Origin of the sequence: Bacillus aquiflavi (assembly GCF_019915265.1) — a bacterium.
GTDB classification, from domain to species: Bacteria; Bacillota; Bacilli; order Bacillales; family Cytobacillaceae; genus Bacillus_BT; species Bacillus_BT aquiflavi.
The window spans coordinates 2,231,144-2,253,214 of the sequence record NZ_CP082780.1; the positions used below are offsets into that span (position 1 = coordinate 2,231,144).

Genomic DNA, 22,071 nt, shown 5'->3' on the forward strand with positions numbered 1-22,071 from the left:
CTCTCTCCCTTCATCATCTTTAAAACAATTACATTATAGGAATAATGATAATTAATGTAAAGAAAACAGCTTCCGATCATCGTTTTATGAAAGGAACGCCTGATATTTCTCCAATCATTTTTGAAATATCTGTATTATCAAGGACACCATCAAACCGATCTGCACTAGGGCCATAAGCAAAAATAGGCACCATATTCCCTGAATGACCGCTCGTAGTGTTACTCTTTGCTCTTACATCACGACTCATGACGCCAACATTATAGTGTGCTGCAATTAAACTGCCAATTTCCCAAGTTACAGCATACTGAGGATAAATTCCGACTTGAGAACTTCTTTTTACATTTTCATTAAACTGTTCCACTTCATCATCGGAAATATCAATATGAGCATATTGTTTTAAAATTTTTTTCATATTGTCTGCGGGATAATTACCCGTGTTTTTATCTATTTTTAGCTTATGAGCAATAAACTCGGATGAAGCCTTAATTTTCTTTAAACCTTCAATATCCATTGGCTCGCTCGCTGCCATTCCCATTGTTTCATGATCAGCAAGGACAATAACTAATGTATCATCCCGCTTTTTTGCCCAATTAACAGTTGCCTTTACTGTATTATCAAACTCGATTGTCTCTTTCCATACACCTGTAGCATCGGCAGCATGTGCTGCATGGTCAATCCGTGCTCCTTCTACCATAAGGAAAAAACCTTTTTCATTCGTAGAGAGTACATTTAAAGCTGTCTCTGTCATTTCGATTAAAGATGGTTCATTACTTTTCTTTTGTTCATAATCAAGTTTATAATTCATATAGGTCGGGTGAAATAATCCGAGAAGCCGTTCTGGATTTTTCACTTTTTTCAACGATGTTTTATCATGTACAAAAGCATAGCCTTCTTCCTTAAACTTTGAAATTAAATCGATCCCTTTCTTTTTTTCTGGTGAAAAATATATAGAGCCGCCGCCTAAAATGACATCATATTTATTTTTTAGCATTTCTCTCGCAATCTTTTCCTGGCCATTCCAACGATCTGTAGTACTCCCGGTAAAAGAAGCAGGTGTTGCATCTGTTACTGTATTATTTGAAATAATTCCGACTTTTTTTCCAGCATGTTGAAACGCATCTAAAATACTTTTAACTTCTTTTCCGTTCGGTTTTACGCCAATCATTCCATTATTCGTTTTAACGCTTGTCGCAATACCTGTTCCACCAGCCGCAGAATCTGTCACAAAATTATTATTAGAATAAGTACGCATTAAAGCTACATGCGGCAGGGTCTCAATAAATAAAGAACCTTCCTTTCCATGCTCAAGCAGTCTGGCTATTTCTAGCTGGCCGACTCCCATTCCATCTCCTAGCATCATAATGACATTTTTTACTTTTGGCTCTTCCTGCTGGATGTTGTTTACTTCTGGATAAGAGGTTGCAGAAACTTGAGTGTAATGAAAAAACATACTTACAGATAACCCGATAGCTATAAATAACTTACATATACGCACCACTTTTTATCACGGCTCCATTTAAAGATGATTAATTGCAAAGCTTTTCGGGTTTATTTTTTACTTTTAAATGAGATCTATGCAAAAAAGCAACCGAATCGGGAATCATCCCGCGGCTGCTTTTTATTTGTTATGCTCTAGAAACGTATGAACCTTCTGCTGTATTAATAACAAGGATATCACCTTCGTTAACAAAGAAAGGCACTTGAACAGTAATCCCTGTTTCAAGTTTTGCAGGCTTTGAACCGCCTGAAGCAGTATCACCTTTAATTCCTGGCTCTGTTTCGATTACTTTAAGCTCAACACTGTTTGGAAGCTCGATACCAATTACTTCTCCTTGGTACATCATCACGTATACTTCCATGTTTTCCTTTAAAAATTTTAATTCGTATTCGATAAATGATTGTGATAGCTCAACTTGCTCGTATGTTTCAGTGTCCATAAATACATGCTGATCACCACTGGCATACAAATATTGCATTTTACGATTGTCGATTTGCGCTTTCCCAACTTTTTCACCAGCACGGAACGTTTTTTCTTGAATTGCTCCGGTACGAAGGTTGCGAAGCTTAGAACGAACAAATGCTGCTCCTTTTCCAGGCTTTACGTGTTGGAAATCCATTACACGCCAAATACCTCCATCTACTTCGACTGTTAATCCTGTTCGAAAATCATTAACAGATATCATCTTTTGTCCTCCCAATCTATTTCATTAAAGAATGATAAGTTCTTTTGTTGAATGTGTTAATGCTTCATTATGATCCTTTGTAATGACAATATCATCTTCAATTCGCACCCCGCCATGTCCCGGTATATAAATTCCAGGTTCAACGGTGACGACCATTCCGGGCTTTAAAATCGTATTCGATCTCGATGATAATCCAGGACCTTCATGAACCTCTAAACCTATTCCATGTCCAGTTGAATGACCGAAATACTGTCCGTATCTTTTTTCTGTAATATAATCTCTTGTAAGTGCATCGGCTTCTTTACCTGTTAGGCCTGGTTTAATCCCTTCGACTCCTCGAAGCTGTGCTTCAAGAACAATACTGTAAATTTCTTTAAGGTTTTCATCAGGTTGACCAACCGCAACCGTACGGGTTATATCGGAAACATAGCCTTTATAATAAGCGCCAAAGTCAAGTGTAACAAAATCACCTTGTTCAATGATTTTCTCACTTGCAACCCCGTGAGGAAGAGCAGAACGGTAACCAGACGCGACGATAGTATCAAAAGACGAAGATGTCGCACCACACTTTCTCATAAAGAACTCAAGTTCATTCGAAACTTCAAGCTCACTTTTGCCTGGTCGAATGAAATCTAATATATGTTTGAACGCAGCATCAGCAATGTCTGCTGCTTCCTTTAATATCTTAATCTCTGAATCATTCTTAATCAAGCGTAACTTTTCAATTACCTCTGCAACTGGAATAAGCTGTCCCTCAATCACTTCTTTATATACCTTGTAGTTTGCGTAAGTGACATGTTCTTCTTCAAAACCAAGCTTGTTAATCCCAAGTTTTTTTGCTTGAATTCCTATTTCTTTTTCAATTTGACCTGAGTGCTGCACAATGTCATAGCCTTCCGCTTGTTTAGACGCTTGCTCAACATAACGAAAGTCTGTAATAAACACTGCTTTTTCCCCACTTATAAGTGCAACACCCGCAGTACCGGTAAAACCAGTCATATAACGGCGGTTATACATACTTGTAATTAACATCCCGTCAATTCCAAACCGGTCAAACTCACTTCGAAGCTTGTTCAGTTTCTCCATTTTCACACTCTCTCCCTTTTGCGTAGTCCAATAAAGCTAAGACTGCCAGTTCATATCCTGTTATCCCAAGGCCCACAATTTGGCCAATTGTGACAGGAGCCGTTACTGACACGTGACGAAATGATTCACGGGCATGAATGTTTGAAATATGTACTTCAATAACAGGAATATTAATTCCACTAATTGCATCACGAAGAGCATAGCTATAATGAGTTAAAGCCCCAGGATTTAAAACAACTCCTTCTATGCCTACACTTTGTGCGCGATGAAGTTGATCAATTAACGCACCTTCGTCATTTGACTGATAACATGTTACTTCAACTTCATATTTTTTTCCGAAGCAAGACACTTTTTCCTCAAGGCTTTTTAGCGTTTCGTGACCATAAACACCTGGCTCTCGTTGGCCAAGCAGATTTAAATTAGGACCATTTAATAATAATATTTTTTTCATGATCTTCTCCCGTAAAAAATGTTCTTTTTACATTCTATCATAACTTTTTTACGAAAAACTACTTTCATTATGATGTTGTCTGACTATTTTCTTTACTATGAAATTCATTTTCCTCATATGAAATAGAATACCCGATAAAAACACCGTAAAGAATATATAAACAAACCAATGTAATAATTGAATTTTTTTCTAATTTTCGAAGTGGCTCAACTTCAGGAAAAAATTGGATTCAGTATGAGAAACACAAGGAAAAATAATGCTACTCCGTAGCCGATTCCCGCCCACATACTCTTTATTTTTTTTTAAAAAAACACATAATAAAGCAGTGCCACACCAATCGATAAAAAACCGATAAGAAGGATTGAAATAACTATGCCGAGCCAACTGTTTTTCCAAGCGCCGACTGCCCATGGTTCCAAAATCATATTCGTACTAACTTCCGTTAAATTTAATCCATAACATATTTGACCGATGCTACTCCAAAAAACTCCAGCAATAAACCCCGTTACAATAGTTTTTCCGATAAAAGACATTTTATCTTCACGCTGATTTTGTTCCAAATTTTGCTGTTCTTCCGGCATCTTAAAACCTCCGCCTTTTTTTATAGAAACATTCGGTGTTACTCTTTTACTAATCATTTCATCTTATTATGTCCATGATCATTTATTACCTTGCATCATAATTAAAAACTGTAATATAGAGGTTTTAGCATTTTTTTAGTAAAATAAACTTAAGTACATATGCAGCTAATGTTTTTTGTGGTTATCGGTTGCTGTATGTGCAATTTGATATATAGGTTGGTGTTAGTTTCTATGACAAATCAAAAGCCCGTTTATGGCGGCCAAGCAGTCGTCGAAGGCGTCATGTTTGGTGGAAAACATCATTATGTTACTGCCGTTCGGAGAAAAGATCGTTCAATTGAATATTTCCGTTTGCCGCGAAAATCAAATAAGATGTTAACAAATTTTAAGCGAATTCCTTTTTTACGAGGAATTATTGCGATAATTGAAGCGAGTGCAAACGGATCAAAGCATTTAAATTTTTCTTCAGAACGATATGATGTTGCGCCCGAGGATGATTATTTAATAAAAGAGCAAGAAGGATCAAAGCTAACAATGATATTAGGTGTAGCTGTTATTGGCGTCCTCTCCTTTTTATTTGGCAAGTTTATTTTTACACTTGTTCCGGTTTTTTTAGCAGAATTGACTAGACCTATTTTTTCAGGAGATTTCGCGCAAATTTTTATTGAAAGTTTCTTTAAACTCATTCTTCTCCTGTTTTACATTTATTTTATTTCCATGACACCGATTATTAAACAAGTATTCCAATATCATGGTGCTGAGCATAAAGTAATCAACGCATTTGAAAATGATTTAGACTTAACAGTGGAAAATGTTCAAGCACAGTCACGACTGCATTATCGATGTGGCAGTAGTTTTATTTTATTTACAGTTATTGTCGGCATGTTTGTCTATATGCTTGTCCCAACTGAACCTTTATGGGTAAGGGTTGTAAATAGACTTGCTCTTATTCCAGTTGTTCTTGGAATTTCTTTTGAAGTATTACAGCTTACAAATAAGCTTCGTCATATTCCAATTCTAAAATATTTAGGTTTACCAGGACTATGGCTTCAATTGTTAACAACTAAAGAGCCAAAAGATGATCAAGTAGAAGTAGCTATTCATTCCTTTAAAGAACTGCTTCGTATGGAAAAAGAAACAGAAAAAAGTTTAAAAACCGAAGAAATTGTTTAAAGTAGTTTCATAAAGGTAATAATGCTGATGATGCTTTTATGTTTTATGGAGGTGGCTTTCTTGAAAAATCGCACATCTATTTACATTGTATATTCTCTAATCATATTGGGAGCCATTGGAATTATTTCAACTTTCATTTATAATCCAACCGGATTCATCCAATCAATCTTTATTACCGTGATTGTAATCGGGATTATTTATTTTTTAGTTAAAAATATAACGGGAAACAAAGAGAATCGTAAAGAGCAACAAGCATTTTTAAATGCAGCACGGAAATCCGCTAAACGTTTGAAACAAAAAAAAGAGCCGAGGAATCAAGCAATGAGTCCAAAGAGACCTATAGCCGTACGGAAAAAATCAGCAGCTCACTTAACCGTGATTGAAGGAAAAAAAGGTAAAAAGAAAAATCGAGCTCTATTTTGAGCTCGATTTTCTCATCATTCTTCGCTTCCACCCCGTATTGCGTGCTTCGACTGAAAAGCATTTTCAACCAATCTGATGGAATTTAAAATATGAGCTATGTCTACAAGCTAAGTGAAATTCTTTCAAACATTTTTTATGCAAAAATAATCTCAATAACTCCATGTTCTAAAAAAATGAGCGGCATGCTCTCTCCCAATTTTTAAAAGTTCGTGTTTTTTTTCGTTTGTTAAGTGAAATTCTGTTGTTAACACGCCTTCTGTCGGAATAAAAATAATATCTTTTTCATGTCGGCGTGAAATGTACCGAGCATCGTGAGCATTTTTCATCGTTTCAAATAAAGCAGAAAATAACTTAACAGCGTTTTTAATATCGTTTTGTTTGAATTCACTCATTTTATGACTTAACTTTATTCCTATTACTGGTCGAATTTTTTTCGTATTTTTAGTATCAAATAACCACATCGGAAAATTACTTAATACTCCGCCATCTACAATAATACTCGTTCCTTTTCTAGAACGAAGCTTAACGGGTTCAAAAAAATACGGCAAGCTACAGCTCATTCTAATTGCTTTTGCTATTGGAAAGGAGAGAGGCTGGATCCCATAGTCTTCTAAGTCATCAGGTAAAACTAGAAGACGTCCGTTTGTTAAATCTGAGGCGATAACCCTCAACGTATCTAGAGGAAGATCAGCAAATGTTTTTAAGCCTTTTTGAGAGAGCTTATCTGCAATCCATTGCTCAAGCTTGTTCCCTTTGTAAAGACCAAGATGCCAATACATTAATATCCATTTTGTTATCGGCATTGGCAACCACGGGTTTCGCACATCAAGAAATTCACTGACATCAAGCTCATCTATACAAGTAAAAATTTCTTTACTTGAGTAGCCTGCAGAAATAAGTGCAGCTATAATGGAACCTGCACTTGTTCCCGCAACACGCTTAAAACGAATGCCTTTCTTCTCTATTTCTTCAAAAGCTCCGACTAAGGCAAAAGCTTTTATACCTCCACCTGAAAAAACACCGTCTATGAACATTCTGCGCCACTCCTGTCGATGTATTACTTTGATACATCTTTAAGCAGCAAAGGTGAAAAATAGTACACTTCAGCTAAAAATATTGAGATTATAAGCCGCATTTTAATTGAGCGCCACAATTTGTACATGTGTTACAGCCGCCCATTTCTTCCACTTTTCCTTTTCGGCATACAGGACATGTATTGCCCACTTCAGAACCGATCGTTACATCTGTTGAGCGAAGATCGCTAATAGTATCTAGCAGTACAACATGCTGTTTACGTCTTTTTTCTAAGTCATCTTGTTCTTCAAAGCTGTTTTCTTCTGCTTTTAATGTTAATACTTGTGTATCTCGAGATCCATCAACATAGACAGTACCGCCTTTGGCACCACCACGGTATAAACGCTCATATACCTTTTCTACTTGTTCAACTGTATAGCCTCTCGGTGCATTTACTGTTTTGCTTATTGAACTGTCAATCCAGCGCTGAATGATACATTGAACATCAGCATGTGCTTCTGGCGATAATTCCATTGCGGTAATAAACCAATGCGGCAAATTGTTTGGATCTGCATTTGGATTCTCGTTTAAATATTCTTGAACGATATCGGCTTTTACTTCAATAAATTTACCTAGACGACCGCTTCGATAGTAAGAAAATGAAAAGTACGGTTCAAGTCCTGTTGAAACGCCAACCATTGTTCCTGTGCTTCCAGTCGGTGCAACTGTCAATAGATGAGAATTACGGATACCGTTAGCTAAAATATTTTCCCGAATATGTTCAGGCATTTTCTTCATGTAACCAGTATTGACAAACGCCTTGCGTAAAAGGCTTGTCTCTTTTTCTGTTTTACCAATTAAAAATGGGAAGCTCCCCTTCTCCTTAGCAAGCTTAACTGATGATTCATAAGCTGTCGTCGCAATCGTTTCAAATACTTTATCAACAAGTGCATTTCCTTCTGTAGAACCATATTCTGTCTCGCAATAAATGAGTAAGTCGTGAAGCCCCATAACACCTAATCCAACGCGACGCTCACCGAGTGCTTGCTGTTTATTTTCTTCAAGGAAGTATGGTGTAGCATCAATGACGTTATCCTGCATTCTTACACCAATTTCTACTGTCTTCTTTAATTTTTCATAATTAACGGTTTTCGTCTCTTTATCCGCCATTTCTGCTAAATTGACTGCTGCTAAATTACAGACAGAATAAGGTGCAAGCGGCTGTTCTCCACATGGATTTGTTGCAACTACTTTTTGTCCGTAGCTTTTAGCATTTGTCATCTCGTTTGCATTGTCAATAAAGAAAATGCCTGGTTCAGCGGAATAAGTTGCACATATGTTAATTAAATTCCACAGTTCAATCGCGTTTATTTTTTTATAAACGCGAACTTTATGGCCAAGCTTTTCCCACTCGCGTACATCTCCAATTTTGTGCCACTCTTCATTGTAATGCTTCATTTCATCATCTGTATAACCTTCAACGTCTGGGAAGCGCAGTTCATATTCTGCATCGTTTTCGACCGCTTCCATAAACTCTCTCGTTAAACATACTGAAATATTAGCACCTGTTAAAAATTCTGGATTATGAACGGCATATGTACCGCCAGTCGTTAATTTTTCTTCTGCTTCTTTTATAATCTTTTCATTAAATCCGCCATAGCCTGGAATGTTTTTATAATTTGCGATTCCTTGGTACATTGCTTGCTCCTGCGCTGTTAGCGGCGTGAACTTCAGCTTGTCCTTAGCATGTTTCTTAATCGTTTCATCTTTTGTGTTTTCTATTAAGAAACGTAAAATTCTTGGATTTTGCATTTTAGAAATAATAAATTCAATAATATCTGGATGCCAATCAGCAAGCATGAGCATCTGTGCTCCTCTTCTTGAACCTCCTTGTTCAACTAAATGAGTTAACTGCGCAATATCATTCATCCAAGAAACTGATCCGCTTGACTTACCGTTAACTCCTCGCGCTAATGAGTTGCGTGGACGCAGTGTACTTCCATTCGTCCCGACACCTCCGCCTCGACTCATAATTTCCATTACTTTATTGCGATGCTCGCCAATCCCTTCTCGGGAATCTTTTGGAAATGGCATCACGTAACAATTAAAATAAGTTACATCTGTCTCTGCGCCAGCCCCATATAAAACCCGACCAGCTGGAATAAAATTCAAACCGACTAGCTCATGATAAAATTTTTCAAACCATTCTTTTCGTTTTTCTTCTGTTTTTTCTACCGCTGCCAAGCCTGTTGCGTTACGTTTTGCAATTTGCTCATAAAAGAGCTCCAGCGGTTTTTCTATTACATCGAGACTGCGCTTTATGACACCAGTGTTCGCTTCCTTAGGATCATCAAGCACTCCGCGGAATTCTTCGTTTACTAAAACAGTAGCAGCTTTATTCTCCCAGTCAATTTCAAGTATAAATCCAAGACCTCTTGCTGGGAACTTAGGATCTTCTTTAATCGTTAATACGACAAAATCCCCTTCAGTAAGTGTAATTTTTTCAGTATCTTTGAACGTGTACCGATCAAGCATTACGAGGCGTGATACCCCTTTATGTGTAATTTTCATATCTTCGGTTATTGGATGAACTTGAGGGAATAAACCAATATCTTTATTAAGCCGTTTAAAATTAATACTCATGTTTCGATTTAACGCAACAGTCAAGACTTACAACCCCTTTATCATAAAATCAATCATTCATGCACTATATAAATAGGCTTTTTTTAAAGTACCCTAAATTTATCATACCGAAACCTCTAAATCAATATATAGTATGCTAATTATTTTTTCACCACAATATATTGTGTCCAATTCAAACATTCTCTTTTTTGTCAAACTTAAAAAGGACTAGAAAAAAGAGATTATGGGAGTTTTCAATTGTTTTTTAAGAGATTAAAATCATTATTGATAAATTTTAAAGGTTGTTTTTTTGGTTTTCATAGAATAAATCTGTCCTGTCGTTTTCAAAATAATATTGCAAACTCCTTATTATTATAATAAAAAAGTAATTTCGTCAACCTTGAAATCAGCAATCATTTTTAGCCAAAAAAAGAAAAAACGGCTAATTCCGCCGCTTCATCATGTTATCGTTTAAAATTCCATTCATCGTTTTCATATCGTTCTTTAGCGAGCTTATGTACGTACAAAAGTTCATCCTCACATAATTCATATGGCTCAAACTTAACATTTAACCCTTCTGCAAAGCCTAATTTAAAGGCTGTTTTTGCCTCTGAAATCGAGATAGTACGAGAGCTAATGTCATTAATTGCAACCGCTTTATTTTTAAAGCTTTTTTGCATCCGTTCTTTTACACGCTCATTTGGGTATTTGAATAAGCTGAATAACTTATCCTCATCGAGATCAAGCAAAATAGAACCGTGTTGGAGAATAACACCTTTTTGTCTTGTTTGTGCACTTCCAGCAATTTTCCGACCTTCTACAACAAGCTCATACCAGCTTGGAGCATCAAAGCACACGGCTGAGCGGGTATTGATTAAATTTCCTTTTTCTTCTGCTGTTTTTGGAATTGCAAAATAAGCATCTAGACCAAGATGATGGAAGCCTTTTAAAATACCTTCTGATATAACTCGATATGCTTCTGTTACAGACGCAGGCATATTTGGATGCATTTCAGAGACAATTACGCTATATGTAAGCTCATGCTCATGAAGAACTCCCCTTCCGCCAGTCGGACGCCGTACAAAACCAAGCTGATGTGCTTTTATTGCTTCGAGATTGATTTCTTTGTTAACCTTTTGAAAATAACCAATTGATAGAGTAGCAGGATCCCAACCATAAAAACGGACAATAGGAGGAATTCTCCCTTCACTATGCCAATCTAATAGCGCCTCATCTAAAGCCATATTAAAGGAGGGAGAACAGTCTCCAGAATCGATAAAATACCAAACTTCATTCTTCATATGAATTCCCTCATTTTAAACATGCAAGTATTTTAAGCAACCTATAGTTTATCAAAAAATAATAAAAAAAACAAAATAAATCTTCATAACTTTAACGCTCATGTTAATACTGCCACTTGAACAAAATAAAGCTGTAAAAAAGAATTTACAAAGCAATTCTTTAAATTGTAGACAAAATGAAGCTTAAAAGCAAAACAGCCCAAGACTGGTTGAAACTGCGTGAGTCAAGTCACCGAGCAACAAGTGAAGCAAATAAAAAAGACGTTCATAAGCTGATAACAAAGTGCAAGCAATGAATAATACGATTGATTGTCAATAGTTTGAAATCGTTTTTTTTAAAAAACGACTTTACTCTATACTAAAAAAAAGACTTATATAATTAGTATTGGTCTACAATTTTGGGAAGGGAGCAAAAAAAGTGGGAGTATTATATTTTCTACTTATACTTTTAGGAGCCATTATTACATATTCACTTATTACATGGCTTTATCAACGTAAAATAGTAAAACCATTAACCGAAGATGAATTTCGCGCGGGGTATCGAAAAGCGCAATTAATTGACGTACGAGAGTCTAATGAATTTGATGCAGGTCATATACTTGGAGCGAGAAATATTCCCCTTTCTCAAATGAAAATACGTCTACAAGAAATCCGTCCTGATAAACCCGTTTATTTATATGACCATACAGGCATTCGCAGCGGACGAGCTGCACAGATGTTACACCGAAAGGGCTACAAACAATTATACTATCTTCAAGGCGGCTTTAAAAAATGGACAGGAAAAATTAAAAAGAAAAAATAACTTAAATCAACCTAGAACCCTTTATAAAATAAACACAAAGGGTTCTAGCTTGCAAAATGAATGAAAATACAATTTCTCCTTATCATTCCTTGAACAAAGACAATATTACCCCAACATGGAAATTTACTAATTTCCCCAAAAACAAAAAGGTCCTGCCGTAATCGCAGAACCTTTTTTAAAAAACTGGCTAATTTATCGACTCATTGCCCTTCTTATGAATCAAAGAAGCAAGCATCCTCATGTTTCATATCGTCCATTGGGGCGTGTGAGACTGAAGACTCACGCGATTGAGCCTAAACAATCATAGCCTATTTATTTTTTTGATAACGTAAAATTGGTTTTCGTGCAGCTGTAGTTTCATCAAGCCGCCCAACAACTGTCGAATGCGGAGCTTCTTGAACAATCTCTGGATTTTCTTCAGCTTCTTTACTAATTTGAATCATCGCATCAATAAAAGCATCAAGTGTTTCTTTTGCTTCCGTTTCTGTCGGCTCAATCATAATACATTCTTCAACATTTAAAGGAAAATAAATAGTCGGCGGGTGATAGCCAAAATCTAGTAAACGTTTTGCAATATCTAATGTACGAACGCCAAGATTTTTTTGTCTTTTTCCGCTTAAGACGAATTCATGCTTGCAATGCTGATCAAACGGCAAGTCGTAATAAGGAGCTAGTCTTCGCATCATATAGTTTGCATTTAAAACAGCATATTCAGAAACAGCCTTTAGTCCATCAGGTCCCATAGAACGAATATATGTGTATGCCCGAACATTAATTCCAAAGTTTCCGTAATACGGCTTTACCCGACCAATTGATTGTGGACGATCATAATCTAGAATATATTCACCGTCCCGCTTAGTGACGACTGGTTTAGGTAAAAATGGAATAAGATCGGCCTTTACACCGACTGGACCTGAACCAGGCCCTCCCCCACCATGTGGACCAGTAAATGTCTTATGCAAGTTTAAATGGACAACATCAAAACCCATATCTCCTGGACGAGCCTTTGAAAGAACAGCATTTAAGTTGGCTCCATCATAGTAAACTTTTCCACCAGCGCCATGGACAATCTCAGCAATCTCTAAAATGTCCTCTTCAAACAGTCCGAGTGTGTTCGGATTTGTTAACATTAATGCAGCTGTTTCATCATTTACAGCCCGCTTTAAATCATCTAAATCAACAAGTCCTTTTTCGTTAGAACGAACAGTCACTATTTCCAAACCAGCAACGGTTGCAGATGCAGGGTTTGTTCCGTGAGCGGAATCAGGTACAATTACTTTCGTACGTTTAAAATCTCCGTTTGCCTCGTGATAAGCACGAATTAACATCAATCCTGTCCATTCTCCATGTGCACCAGCAGCAGGCTGTAACGTAACTTCATCCATTCCGGTAATTTCTTTCAAATGTTGCTGCAAGTCATACATAAGTTCTAATGCCCCTTGTACAGTGCTTTCATCTTGTAACGGATGAAGGTGAGCAAAACCATCAAAACGTGCTACATTTTCATTCACTTTCGGGTTGTATTTCATTGTACATGAACCGAGCGGGTAAAAACCTGAATCAACTCCATGATTGCGCCTTGAAAGAGCGGTATAGTGACGCATAATGTCTAACTCTGAGACTTCAGGTAGTTCAGGCTCTTCTTCACGCAAGTATCCATCAGGAAGAAGTTCAGCTAAGTCTATTTCTGGAACATCCATTTCAGGAAGACTATAGCCGATACGACCTGGTTTACTTAATTCAAAAACGAGCGGTTGATCTTGCTTATGCATGATAATCCCCCAATTCTGTTACAAATGTATCGATTTCTTCTTTTGTTCTAAGTTCTGTTACAGCAATTAACATATGATTTTTCAACTGTGGATAATCGCGCCCAAGATCATATCCACCGATAATCCCCTTTTCAATCAGCTTTTCATTCATCTCTTTGACTGATCGATTTAACTTTACAACAAACTCATTAAAAGATGATCCAGCAAATACTACTTCAAGGCCTTTCTTTTTAAATGCTTGTTTAGCATATTCAGCCTTTTGAAGGTTTGCAGCTGCCATTTCCCTAACACCTTTTTTACCGAGAGCTGTCATTGCAACAGATGCAGCAAGTGCTAATAGCGCTTGGTTTGAACAAATATTTGATGTTGCTTTATCACGGCGAATATGTTGCTCACGTGCTTGAAGGGTTAATACAAAACCGCGTTTTCCTTCGTCGTCTGTTGTTTGTCCGACTAAGCGTCCAGGTACTTTACGCATAAGTTTTTTTGTTACCGCAAAATAACCACAATGCGGGCCACCGAAAGCTGTCGGAATACCAAATGGCTGTGCATCACCAACAACAATATCCGCACCAAACTTTCCAGGCGGTGTAAGAATTCCTAACGATAGCGGGTTACTAGATACAACGAACATTGCTTTATTTGCATGAATGATTTCCTCAAACTCTTTTAATGGCTCAATTTGTCCAAAGAAATTAGGATACTGAACCATAACGGCTCCAATTTCATCGCTCATCATTTCTTTAAGAGCAGCTATATCTGTCATTCCATCTTTTATAGGAATTTCAATTACTTCTATATATTGACCTTTTGCATAAGTCTTTACTACTTCGCGTGCTTCAGGATGAACAGCAAAAGAAATTAATACTTTTTTTCGTTTCGTTTGACCTGCACTTAGCATCGCTGCCTCTGCTAAGGCAGTCCCTCCATCATACATTGAAGAATTTGCGATATCCATTCCTGTTAATTCACAAATCATTGTTTGAAAACTCAAAAAAATAGCTTGTGTAATTCCCCTTGAGAAATTTCTGGTTGATAAGGTGTGTATGCCGTATAAAATTCAGAACGTGATATAACATGATCTACAATAACCGGCATATAGTGGTCATAAACACCCGCTCCTAGAAATGATACACTTTCTTTTAAATTTAAATTCTTTTTAGAAAGCTCCGTCAATTCTCTCATTAACTCTGTTTCAGATTTCGCTTTTTTAATGTTGTACTCTCCTTTAAAACGAACATGTTCTGGAATATCGTTAAACAGTTCGTCAATAGAGGCTACACCGATTGTTTCCAACATCGCTTGTTTGTCTTGTTCGGTCATCGGTAAGTATCGATGCTTCATGTGAATTCTCCCTTTCCTTTAATTATTATCCCGCTTATAAAAAGGGGTTTTGATGATTTTAGCCTTTAATCTTTTTTTGCGAATTTCCACTTCTAATTCAGTACCAAGCTCAGCTTCATTTGCTTTTATTAATGCTAAACCGATATTTTTCTTTAATGTAGGCGATTGAGTACCTGTCGTTACTTCACCAATTTGTTCATCCGCTTTAAAAACGGGATAACCATTTCTCGGAATACCTCTGTCGATCATTTCAATTCCTACGAGCTTACGTGGAACTCCAGCTTCTTTTTGTTCTTTTAATGCTTGTTTACCAATAAAATCTGCTTCTTTATTTACTTTTACTGCAAAACCAATTCCCGCTTCTAAAGGAGTAATTTGAGGAGATATCTCTTGACCATAAAGGACTAAGTTCGCTTCAAAACGCAATGTGTCGCGTGCACCAAGGCCACATGGAACAAGCCCGTCTTCCTTTCCGGCTTCTAACATTTCATGCCAAAGGCTGACGACATCTTCGTTTGAACAATAAATTTCAAACCCATTTTCTCCTGTATAACCGGTTCTTGAAACTAACGCTTTCTTTCCATTTATAAGAACATCTTGTTTAAATTTAAAAAAGCGAATATTAGCTAAGTTTTCCTTCGTAAGCTTTTGTAAAATTTCTTCTGCCTTGGGACCTTGAATGGCAAGCTGAGCAAATTCAGGTGAAACGTTTTCAATTTTAACATTTCCATGTAAATGCTCCATTAGCCACTCATAATCTTTTTCAGTATTTGCTGCATTTACAACAAGTAAATAATGTTCATCAGCAAGCTTATATATAAGTAAGTCGTCAACAGTTCCACCATTGTCATAACACATAGCCGTATACTGTGCATCACCGATATTTATTTTTGATACATCGTTTGTCATCATCTTTTGTAAAAAGTTAAGACTGTCAGGGCCTTTTACTTCAATTTCTCCCATATGCGAAACATCAAACAATCCTGCTTTAGTTCGAACAGCTTCGTGCTCTTCCTTAATACTTGAAAATTGGACAGGAAGTTCCCATCCGCCAAAGTCAATCGTTTTTGCACCATATTCTTTATAAGCATCAAACAATGGTGTTCGTTTTAATTGTGACATCTCTTTTCCCCTTTCAATCATCATACTTTATATATTACCATTTAATAGGTAAACTTAATAAAAAAAGACAGAGCTCTCCCGCTTATAGCAAAGAAGATCTCTGTCCTGGCACCTGAAAGTTTAACCTTAATGGCTTTCCCCTTTGGTGGTTTTAGTAAAAACCTAAAACACTCTCCAGAGCTGCGTCAAACAAGGATTCTTTTGCCTGAGAGATTCACAAACTTTTTGTTTGCTCCTTCGGCGCTACTAATGTAGTCTCTCCCCTTGCTATCATTCGCCTTTATAAGCTAGGAACATCACATTCCTCCACTTGATGCTGATAAAAAGCTACTTATCACTTTTATGTATTAAGTGATTCCCCTCACTAGTAGGGATAATATACTTTTCACTGGCTATACTATTTATTACTAAACATTCGTTTGTAGTGATTTATTTAGGAATATGAAAATTCTAAGCTTTCTAAACTATTATCATCCTACCATTAATAATTATGATCGGCAATACATTTTATGTGCAATAAGGAGTTGGAAGTATGACGGTGCAAATACAGTTTGATTCTACTTGGCAAGAGAATTTTTTACAGCGTATCGAAAATGACGGTCCGTGGGGGAATTGGGAGTTATTTCAACTTGCTGTCGAGGTAGAAAAACATCTCATCATTCCAGAATTTGAAGGATTGCAGGCACCCAATCATTTACCCCAATTAACTCCTTTACCTCATCAGCTTGAAGTCGCAAAACAAGTTGTTGAAAATATGAACGGTAAGGCCATTTTAGCAGATGAAGTTGGGCTTGGGAAGACAATTGAAGCAGGGCTTATTTTAAAAGAATATATGATTCGCGGTCTAGTAAAAAAAGTACTAATATTAGTCCCTGCCTCTCTCGTAACTCAATGGGCAAAAGAGTTGAACGAGAAATTTTATATCCCAGCTGTCGTCCAAAGAAAAAGTTATGTTTGGGATCAATGTGATGTAGTTGTATCTTCAATCGATACCGCTAAACGAAATCCGCATAGGGATATTATTTATGAGCAGGATTATGATTTGATCATTATTGATGAAGCACATAAATTAAAAAATAATAAAACGAAAAATTACGAGTTTGTCCAAAACTTAAAAAAGAAATTTTGTTTGCTTTTAACAGCAACACCAATTCAAAACAGAATTGATGAAATCTTTAATCTTGTTTCATTATTAAAACCGGGGCACTTAGGAAATGAAACTGCCTTTTTTGAAAAATATAATAAAAATTCCCGTTCGATTAACGATGACGAGCACTTAAAAAAGTTAGTGAATAAAGTAATGATTCGCAATCGGCGAGCTGATACTAAAATCGAATGGACGAAAAGAAAGATAGAAACAATTTTAGTTGAACTGACAAAAGAGGAACGCGAGCTTTATGAAGCAGTCTCAGCGATAAAAAATAGCAGCAGGTTTTCAATTATAACATTACAACGCGAGGCATGCAGCAGCAGGGAGGCAGTGTTTTACACTTTAAAAAACATGCTTTCTAAAACGGAAAAACCATCACAAACCTTTAAAGAAAAAATAACCGAATTAATCTCTAAAGTCGAACAGGTAAACACGAACTCAAAAGCAGAAAAAGCATTACAATTAATTCGCTCTATTAACGATAAAGTCATTATTTTCACTGAATATCGTGCAACTCAACTATATTTACAATGGTTTTTAAAACAACATGGAATTAGTTCTGTTCCCTTTCGCGGAGGATTCAAACGCGGAAAAAAAGATTGGATGCGTGAGCTTTTTCAAAATCACGCTCAAGTTTTAATCGCGACCGAGGCTGGGGGCGAAGGGATTAATTTGCAATTTTGCAATCATATTATTAATTTTGATTTACCTTGGAATCCGATGAAGCTAGAGCAGCGAATCGGACGGATTCATCGTTTAGGACAAGAAAAGGATGTGAACATTTATAATTTTACAACGAAGGACACTGTAGAAGAGCATATTTTAAAGCTCCTCTATGAGAAAATTAATTTATTTGAAAGAGTTGTCGGCGAGCTTGATGATTTTTTAACAAAGCTTGACTTCGGAAGTTTCGAAGAACACCTTGCCGATATTTTTAATGATTCTTCGTCAGAAGGTGAAATGAGAATCAAAATGGAAAATTTAACATCTATTATACATTTTGCTGATGAAATGAAGGAGAGCGAAAGCCATGCAGCAACAGGAAATTCATAGGTTTTTGGAACGTTATTTTAACGCTAACGGCTGTGAAATTGTAGATCGGGGTTTAGGTTATTTAACGGTTCAACTGACAGTGGAACTTGATAAAGAATTAATGAATCGGCCATTTTACTGGCATTACCTAGAAAAAACAGGTGGTATTCCGCAGCCAATGCAACTTACACTTATTACAAACCAAAAAAAAGTTCCTAAACAAATAAATGGTGAGGTGGTCCATTTCGGATCGCCCCGACTTCACCAAATATTTCAATCAACTAAAAATTTAGCAGGTTATATTAGATTATATGAAAGCCATGATCATCACTTCAAGCAAACACCTTTATTCCCTTGGCTCGGTTTAAACGTGAAAATTTCTTATAAATGTGATCGAAAAAAAGATGTATTTAAATCAATCGGTTTACAGCTAATTAACGGATATTTAGTGGAAGACTTTCACGATAAACTGAAAGAAATTTCATTAACACCGAAAATACCTGATTATGCATTTACACTATCTCCATTAGTGAAACCGAGAAGTGGTCTACTTAGAATTGAGAAATATTTTCGTAAAGAGCTTGAAAAACAAGATCTTTCATGGGCTAATGATGCCAAAAGCCGTTGGGATAAAGATTTGCAATTGCTAGAACATTTTTATGAAGAGGTTGACGATAAGGGAGAAGGCTACGAAAATGAAAAAGCAGCCTTACAAGAACAATATGAACCAAAAATAATGATCTCAATCATTAATGGCGGATTATTTTACTTAACAAAAACAGCTATTTCATAAACTAGTTTAACCCGTTTTTGAAACATCTTTGACAAACACTTGCCTTCTTCTATTGGGCATCCCGGGTATGATTCTTCTACTGCGGGGATACATTCCTGTAACTTTTTCCTCTCTGTTTAAGGCTTAAAAGAATCTTGTATCAGATAAATGGAACGGGGAACATCATCATGTGAAGTAGATTTAGCTATACTTTTTTTTCTAATATTGCTAAATATTTTTAAGGTTGATTCAACAAGGGGCTGTCCCAAAAGGACAAATACAGTAAAAATTGAAATCAAGCATGTTGATTTATCAGCATGCTTAACATAAAAAGGGGGCGTCCAATACAGAAAATCGACTTATTGGATACCCCCGTTGTTTTTCCGGATAAGATCTTTACGATAAACCGGTTTTATTAGTTATTTCCTCGATAATATTTGGAATAGACCTAATGGCATTTTCGAAAGAGAATTTTACTCCATTTTGTTGCATTATTCTATCATCTAGTTGACAGCGGTTACTAAATGATAAACATCGTGTTTTAGAATTTTTCATTCGATCATACATCAATTGCTTTTCTAATCACTCTACAGTAGAAATGAAGTACACATCTTACTTCTTTTCTTTATTCCGTTTCAACATAAATAAAATCGCATAAGGAATTAAGCCAAACCATTTATATAAAAATGGTTCCTTTGTTTGCTTTTTCATTAAACGTTGCTGTTTGCGCTCTTCACGCGGCTGATCAATATATTGAACAATTGTCTTTGTCATAAATTTTACATACTCATTTGAATTCAATGGGGACACACCTACTTTTTAGTCTTTTTATAAGTATGTCCACCCGAAGCAGTCTTCAATCGAGTCTCTATTTCAGAAACAATTTCAGAAATGCTTTTCTGAGTTGTATCCACTGTATAATGAGCTGTTTGTTTATAAATAGGGAGCCGTTGTTTATATAAATTATAAACTGCTTCTTTTTTATTATTTTTTAATAATGGACGAGTTATATCATTTTCAAGTCGCTGTAAAATTTCTTCGGGTTCACAATATAAAAATAACACAGTTCCATGCTTCCTCATCCACTTCCGGTTTTCTTCGTTTAAAACAATCCCCCCTCCAGTTGTAATAATATGTTCGCATACTGGCAGTGATTTTAATATTTTTGTCTCAAGCTTCCGAAAATAAGCCTCTCCGAAAGTTGAAAAAATGTTATTTATTTCTCTCCCCTCTGTCAAAACAATTTTTTCATCAGTATCAATCACGGGATAATGTATAGCTTGTCCAAGCTCCCGTCCTATAGTTGTTTTACCTGCTCCCATAAATCCAATTAAATAAATAGATTTCATCATCTAATCTCCTGTTATCTTCTTTCAAACCATTTTATCATTTTTTGTTTCTCTTTGTCATAAACAGCATATCCTGTCCACTCCTCATTCGTTGTTAATTTACCTACTAAGGAAACTTGTAATAATTGTTCGGTAAATTCTTTTACGTTATAAGTAATTGTCCCATTTGTATAACTAAACGTTCCATTATTCAATTTTTCATCTTCCTGTAAGGCTTGCTCCATTTCCTTTACAGCATGCAGCATATAATACTCTTGTTTAAATATTTTTTCTGATTCTGCAAAAAATTTTTTCTCTAGAACAAATTGCTCAGAATAATAAGCAAGGAAAAGAGACATGAGCAGTAATAAAATAAAAGTAACTGGATACGTAAATCCTTCTTCATTGTTAATCATTGCTCATTCTCCAAATCGATATAGGATCGAAGCATTACTTCATAAACATGATCATTTAAATCGGTAACAGTAAGCTTCACTCCATTTACTATTTGTTCAAATTTCATTGACTTTACTTTTTGCAGCATAACTTCATGTCCCTTCATATTTACTTGACGACGAATTTTATCTTTATATTTTTCATAGGAGATCACTTCTTCCCCTTCTTTTAAAAATAATTGACCATTCAATATATATAAATTATCAATCATTCTCATCTCCTTCTTTACTTGACTAATAAAAACTTCCCACTCCAACCGTTGCAATCGGTTGTCGATTCCACTAGTAAAAATAGTTTTTAAGATTAAAGGCATCAAAGACATGATGATACAAAAAACGAAAAAAGCATATAACATTTCTAACATAGTAAAACCTTGCTCAGTTTGTAAGCTCACATTTTTCTTTCTCTTTTGAATAAATGTCAAAGCGAATACATACCTCCATTTCACCACTGTTAGTAGGACGGCGAACAAATTCATACTCTATTCCGTTTTTAATAATCGTTTTAAAATGGTTCGTCGTTTGTTCCACTTTTTCAGAAATTAATTCCTCATATAAAATCTGAACTGCTTCATGTTCAATTTCTAGTTGCTCACGTTTAGCAACTAGATCGATGTAAAGAGGAACTAAAATACTGCATACGAGCAGGAGTGTAGATAAAGAGAGGAACAGTTCTGCTAAAAAAAAGCCATTATCGTTCTTTAACAACATAAAATCTTCCCTTTCCTAATAAAAAGGTAAGTTTATACCGGTTATCATGAATGCGAATGAAAAACGAACCAAATTTGTTAATATTTCCATCTGCAAGAAAACGGAAATTTAAATTAATGGACCCTTCATAAATAAGAATTTCTTTAGAATAGGTTCTTTTTAATAAATGCCTCTGATGATGTCGTGAACGAAAATAATAAAATTGTTGATCTGGCAAAAAATTCACTGTCACTTCGCTTTGATGAGCGATCGCATATATTTGAGCGTAATATAAATCGGCAGCTAAATTGGAGAAGAAAAACTCTTTTTCAATTTTTGTAAAATGAGGTTTTAACAAGAAGACAGTAATAGAGGCAATCAAAAAAAAGACACTTAAAACAAATAATGTTTCTACTAAAGTAAACCCTGCTGAACGTTGAATCTTATTAATCATTTATTTTTACTTCCCCGTCCGTGCCAATCGAGAGCTTCCTTCCATCTGAACAGGTTGTTTGTTTAATGTAATTCGCCCTTTTTAACTCATCAATCGACACTGGCTTTTTATTATGATCAATTTCATAGGCCTGCACTTGGGCTTCAACCATTTTTACAAACGCTGAACAACCTTTGTTATTAATATTCTTACTATGCTTGGCAACATTAGGAATTGTAATAATTAACAACACTGAAATGACGAGCAAAACAATCATCATTTCAATTAATGTAAACCCTCGCTCATTATTTAATATATTTCTCATTGTTTCATCCTC

21 protein-coding genes, 2 pseudogenes and 1 riboswitch are annotated in these 22,071 nt (G+C 35.9%); of the genes and pseudogenes, 5 read left to right on the forward strand and 18 right to left on the reverse strand.

What is annotated here, in order from left to right:
• Positions 1–76: 76 nt before the first annotated feature.
• The 5 genes and pseudogenes from K6959_RS10780 to K6959_RS19850 form a co-directional block, all read right to left on the reverse strand.
• Complete coding sequence (locus K6959_RS10780; protein ID WP_262421768.1) at positions 77–1,498, reverse strand: alkaline phosphatase; 1,422 nt, start codon at positions 1,496–1,498, stop codon at positions 77–79.
• 127 nt (positions 1,499–1,625) lie between these two features.
• Complete coding sequence (efp, locus tag K6959_RS10785) at positions 1,626–2,183, reverse strand: elongation factor P (protein ID WP_163239258.1); 558 nt, start codon at positions 2,181–2,183, stop codon at positions 1,626–1,628.
• A gap of 24 nt (positions 2,184–2,207) precedes the next feature.
• On the reverse strand, positions 2,208–3,269 hold the full coding sequence (locus K6959_RS10790; RefSeq protein ID WP_223086492.1) for a M24 family metallopeptidase: 1,062 nt from the start codon (positions 3,267–3,269) through the stop codon (positions 2,208–2,210).
• On the reverse strand, positions 3,241–3,720 hold the full coding sequence (gene aroQ / locus K6959_RS10795) for a type II 3-dehydroquinate dehydratase (protein WP_163239263.1): 480 nt from the start codon (positions 3,718–3,720) through the stop codon (positions 3,241–3,243). The genes K6959_RS10790 and aroQ overlap by 29 nt, the downstream gene beginning before the upstream one ends.
• Positions 3,721–3,787: 67 nt before the next feature.
• Positions 3,788–4,301 (reverse strand): annotated as a pseudogene (locus K6959_RS19850) (YqhR family membrane protein).
• Positions 4,302–4,532: 231 nt separating this feature from the next.
• On the opposite strand from K6959_RS19850, the gene K6959_RS10805 reads away from it, so the two are divergent.
• Positions 4,533–5,474 (forward strand): DUF1385 domain-containing protein, encoded by a 942-nt coding sequence (locus K6959_RS10805; protein WP_163239269.1) that lies wholly within the window; start codon positions 4,533–4,535, stop codon positions 5,472–5,474.
• A gap of 60 nt (positions 5,475–5,534) precedes the next feature.
• On the forward strand, positions 5,535–5,897 hold the full coding sequence (locus K6959_RS10810; protein WP_246234459.1) for an SA1362 family protein: 363 nt from the start codon (positions 5,535–5,537) through the stop codon (positions 5,895–5,897).
• A 149-nt stretch (positions 5,898–6,046) separates the two neighbouring features.
• On the opposite strand, the gene K6959_RS10815 is transcribed toward K6959_RS10810, so the two are convergent.
• The 3 genes from K6959_RS10815 to K6959_RS10825 form a co-directional block, all read right to left on the reverse strand.
• Positions 6,047–6,931, reverse strand: coding sequence for a patatin-like phospholipase family protein (locus tag K6959_RS10815; RefSeq protein WP_163239275.1), 885 nt, complete (start codon positions 6,929–6,931; stop codon positions 6,047–6,049).
• 88 nt (positions 6,932–7,019) lie between these two features.
• Entirely contained in the window at positions 7,020–9,578 is a 2,559-nt protein-coding gene (locus K6959_RS10820; RefSeq protein WP_163239278.1) for a vitamin B12-dependent ribonucleotide reductase, read from the reverse strand.
• 419 nt (positions 9,579–9,997) lie between these two features.
• Entirely contained in the window at positions 9,998–10,834 is an 837-nt protein-coding gene (locus K6959_RS10825) for a lipoate--protein ligase family protein (RefSeq protein ID WP_163239281.1), read from the reverse strand.
• Between the two features lie 418 nt (positions 10,835–11,252).
• Here K6959_RS10825 and K6959_RS10830 point away from each other — a divergent pair, with 418 nt between their 5' ends.
• Positions 11,253–11,636 carry a rhodanese-like domain-containing protein gene (locus tag K6959_RS10830; RefSeq protein WP_163239284.1) on the forward strand — a complete coding sequence of 128 codons (384 nt, stop codon included), beginning with the start codon at positions 11,253–11,255 and terminating at the stop codon, positions 11,634–11,636.
• Between the two features lie 308 nt (positions 11,637–11,944).
• Here K6959_RS10830 and gcvPB read toward each other — a convergent pair whose 3' ends face one another.
• From gcvPB to gcvT, 3 genes and pseudogenes are all read right to left on the reverse strand, one after another.
• The gene (gcvPB, locus tag K6959_RS10835) at positions 11,945–13,408 is read right to left on the reverse strand and encodes an aminomethyl-transferring glycine dehydrogenase subunit GcvPB (RefSeq protein ID WP_163239287.1); all 1,464 of its coding nucleotides are present in this window, start codon (positions 13,406–13,408) and stop codon (positions 11,945–11,947) included.
• Positions 13,401–14,752 (reverse strand): annotated as a pseudogene (gene gcvPA, locus K6959_RS10840) (aminomethyl-transferring glycine dehydrogenase subunit GcvPA). The gene gcvPB and the pseudogene gcvPA overlap by 8 nt, the downstream one beginning before the upstream one ends.
• A gap of 18 nt (positions 14,753–14,770) precedes the next feature.
• Positions 14,771–15,874, reverse strand: a complete 1,104-nt coding sequence (gene gcvT, locus K6959_RS10845) for a glycine cleavage system aminomethyltransferase GcvT (RefSeq protein ID WP_163239293.1) — start codon at positions 15,872–15,874, stop codon at positions 14,771–14,773.
• A gap of 183 nt (positions 15,875–16,057) precedes the next feature.
• Positions 16,058–16,148, reverse strand: a riboswitch (glycine riboswitch).
• Between the two features lie 258 nt (positions 16,149–16,406).
• Between gcvT and K6959_RS10850 the strand changes: the two genes are divergently transcribed.
• Both K6959_RS10850 and K6959_RS10855 read left to right on the forward strand, forming a co-directional pair.
• On the forward strand, positions 16,407–18,077 hold the full coding sequence (locus K6959_RS10850) for a DEAD/DEAH box helicase (protein ID WP_223086494.1): 1,671 nt from the start codon (positions 16,407–16,409) through the stop codon (positions 18,075–18,077).
• Positions 18,055–18,849, forward strand: coding sequence for a YqhG family protein (locus tag K6959_RS10855; RefSeq protein ID WP_163239299.1), 795 nt, complete (start codon positions 18,055–18,057; stop codon positions 18,847–18,849). The genes K6959_RS10850 and K6959_RS10855 overlap by 23 nt, the downstream gene beginning before the upstream one ends.
• 591 nt (positions 18,850–19,440) lie before the next feature.
• Here the strand turns inward: K6959_RS10855 and K6959_RS10860 are convergent.
• From K6959_RS10860 to comGC, 7 genes are read right to left on the reverse strand one after another with little or no spacing between them, the layout of a single operon-like run.
• Positions 19,441–19,629 (reverse strand): YqzE family protein, encoded by a 189-nt coding sequence (locus K6959_RS10860; RefSeq protein WP_163239302.1) that lies wholly within the window; start codon positions 19,627–19,629, stop codon positions 19,441–19,443.
• An 11-nt stretch (positions 19,630–19,640) separates the two neighbouring features.
• Positions 19,641–20,177 carry a shikimate kinase gene (locus tag K6959_RS10865; protein ID WP_163239305.1) on the reverse strand — a complete coding sequence of 179 codons (537 nt, stop codon included), beginning with the start codon at positions 20,175–20,177 and terminating at the stop codon, positions 19,641–19,643.
• A 14-nt stretch (positions 20,178–20,191) separates the two neighbouring features.
• Positions 20,192–20,572, reverse strand: a complete 381-nt coding sequence (gene comGG / locus K6959_RS10870; protein WP_163239309.1) for a competence type IV pilus minor pilin ComGG — start codon at positions 20,570–20,572, stop codon at positions 20,192–20,194.
• Positions 20,569–21,036 (reverse strand): competence type IV pilus minor pilin ComGF, encoded by a 468-nt coding sequence (gene comGF / locus K6959_RS10875; protein WP_163239312.1) that lies wholly within the window; start codon positions 21,034–21,036, stop codon positions 20,569–20,571. Before comGF ends, comGG begins: the two co-directional genes overlap by 4 nt.
• Entirely contained in the window at positions 20,990–21,319 is a 330-nt protein-coding gene (locus K6959_RS10880; protein WP_163239315.1) for a hypothetical protein, read from the reverse strand. Before K6959_RS10880 ends, comGF begins: the two co-directional genes overlap by 47 nt.
• Positions 21,303–21,755, reverse strand: a complete 453-nt coding sequence (gene comGD / locus K6959_RS10885) for a competence type IV pilus minor pilin ComGD (protein WP_223086495.1) — start codon at positions 21,753–21,755, stop codon at positions 21,303–21,305. The genes K6959_RS10880 and comGD overlap by 17 nt, the downstream gene beginning before the upstream one ends.
• Positions 21,748–22,059, reverse strand: a complete 312-nt coding sequence (comGC, locus tag K6959_RS10890; RefSeq protein ID WP_163239321.1) for a competence type IV pilus major pilin ComGC — start codon at positions 22,057–22,059, stop codon at positions 21,748–21,750. The genes comGD and comGC overlap by 8 nt, the downstream gene beginning before the upstream one ends.
• Positions 22,060–22,071: the final 12 nt, after the last annotated feature.

Bases quoted from the DNA above. Each gene is read 5' to 3' on its own strand.
- efp (WP_163239258.1), bottom strand. From the start codon at position 2,183: ATGATATCTGTTAATGATTTTCGAACAGGATTAACAGTCGAAGTAGAT.
- K6959_RS10790 (WP_223086492.1), bottom strand. From the start codon at position 3,269: ATGGAGAAACTGAACAAGCTTCGAAGTGAGTTTGACCGGTTTGGAATT.
- aroQ (WP_163239263.1), bottom strand. From the start codon at position 3,720: ATGAAAAAAATATTATTATTAAATGGTCCTAATTTAAATCTGCTTGGC.
- K6959_RS10805 (WP_163239269.1), top strand. From the start codon at position 4,533: ATGACAAATCAAAAGCCCGTTTATGGCGGCCAAGCAGTCGTCGAAGGC.
- K6959_RS10815 (WP_163239275.1), bottom strand. From the start codon at position 6,931: ATGTTCATAGACGGTGTTTTTTCAGGTGGAGGTATAAAAGCTTTTGCC.
- K6959_RS10825 (WP_163239281.1), bottom strand. From the start codon at position 10,834: ATGAAGAATGAAGTTTGGTATTTTATCGATTCTGGAGACTGTTCTCCC.
- gcvPB (WP_163239287.1), bottom strand. From the start codon at position 13,408: ATGCATAAGCAAGATCAACCGCTCGTTTTTGAATTAAGTAAACCAGGT.
- gcvT (WP_163239293.1), bottom strand. From the start codon at position 15,874: ATGTCACAATTAAAACGAACACCATTGTTTGATGCTTATAAAGAATAT.
- K6959_RS10850 (WP_223086494.1), top strand. From the start codon at position 16,407: ATGACGGTGCAAATACAGTTTGATTCTACTTGGCAAGAGAATTTTTTA.
- K6959_RS10855 (WP_163239299.1), top strand. From the start codon at position 18,055: ATGCAGCAACAGGAAATTCATAGGTTTTTGGAACGTTATTTTAACGCT.
- K6959_RS10865 (WP_163239305.1), bottom strand. From the start codon at position 20,177: ATGAAATCTATTTATTTAATTGGATTTATGGGAGCAGGTAAAACAACT.
- comGG (WP_163239309.1), bottom strand. From the start codon at position 20,572: ATGATTAACAATGAAGAAGGATTTACGTATCCAGTTACTTTTATTTTA.
- comGD (WP_223086495.1), bottom strand. From the start codon at position 21,755: ATGATTAATAAGATTCAACGTTCAGCAGGGTTTACTTTAGTAGAAACA.
- comGC (WP_163239321.1), bottom strand. From the start codon at position 22,059: ATGAGAAATATATTAAATAATGAGCGAGGGTTTACATTAATTGAAATG.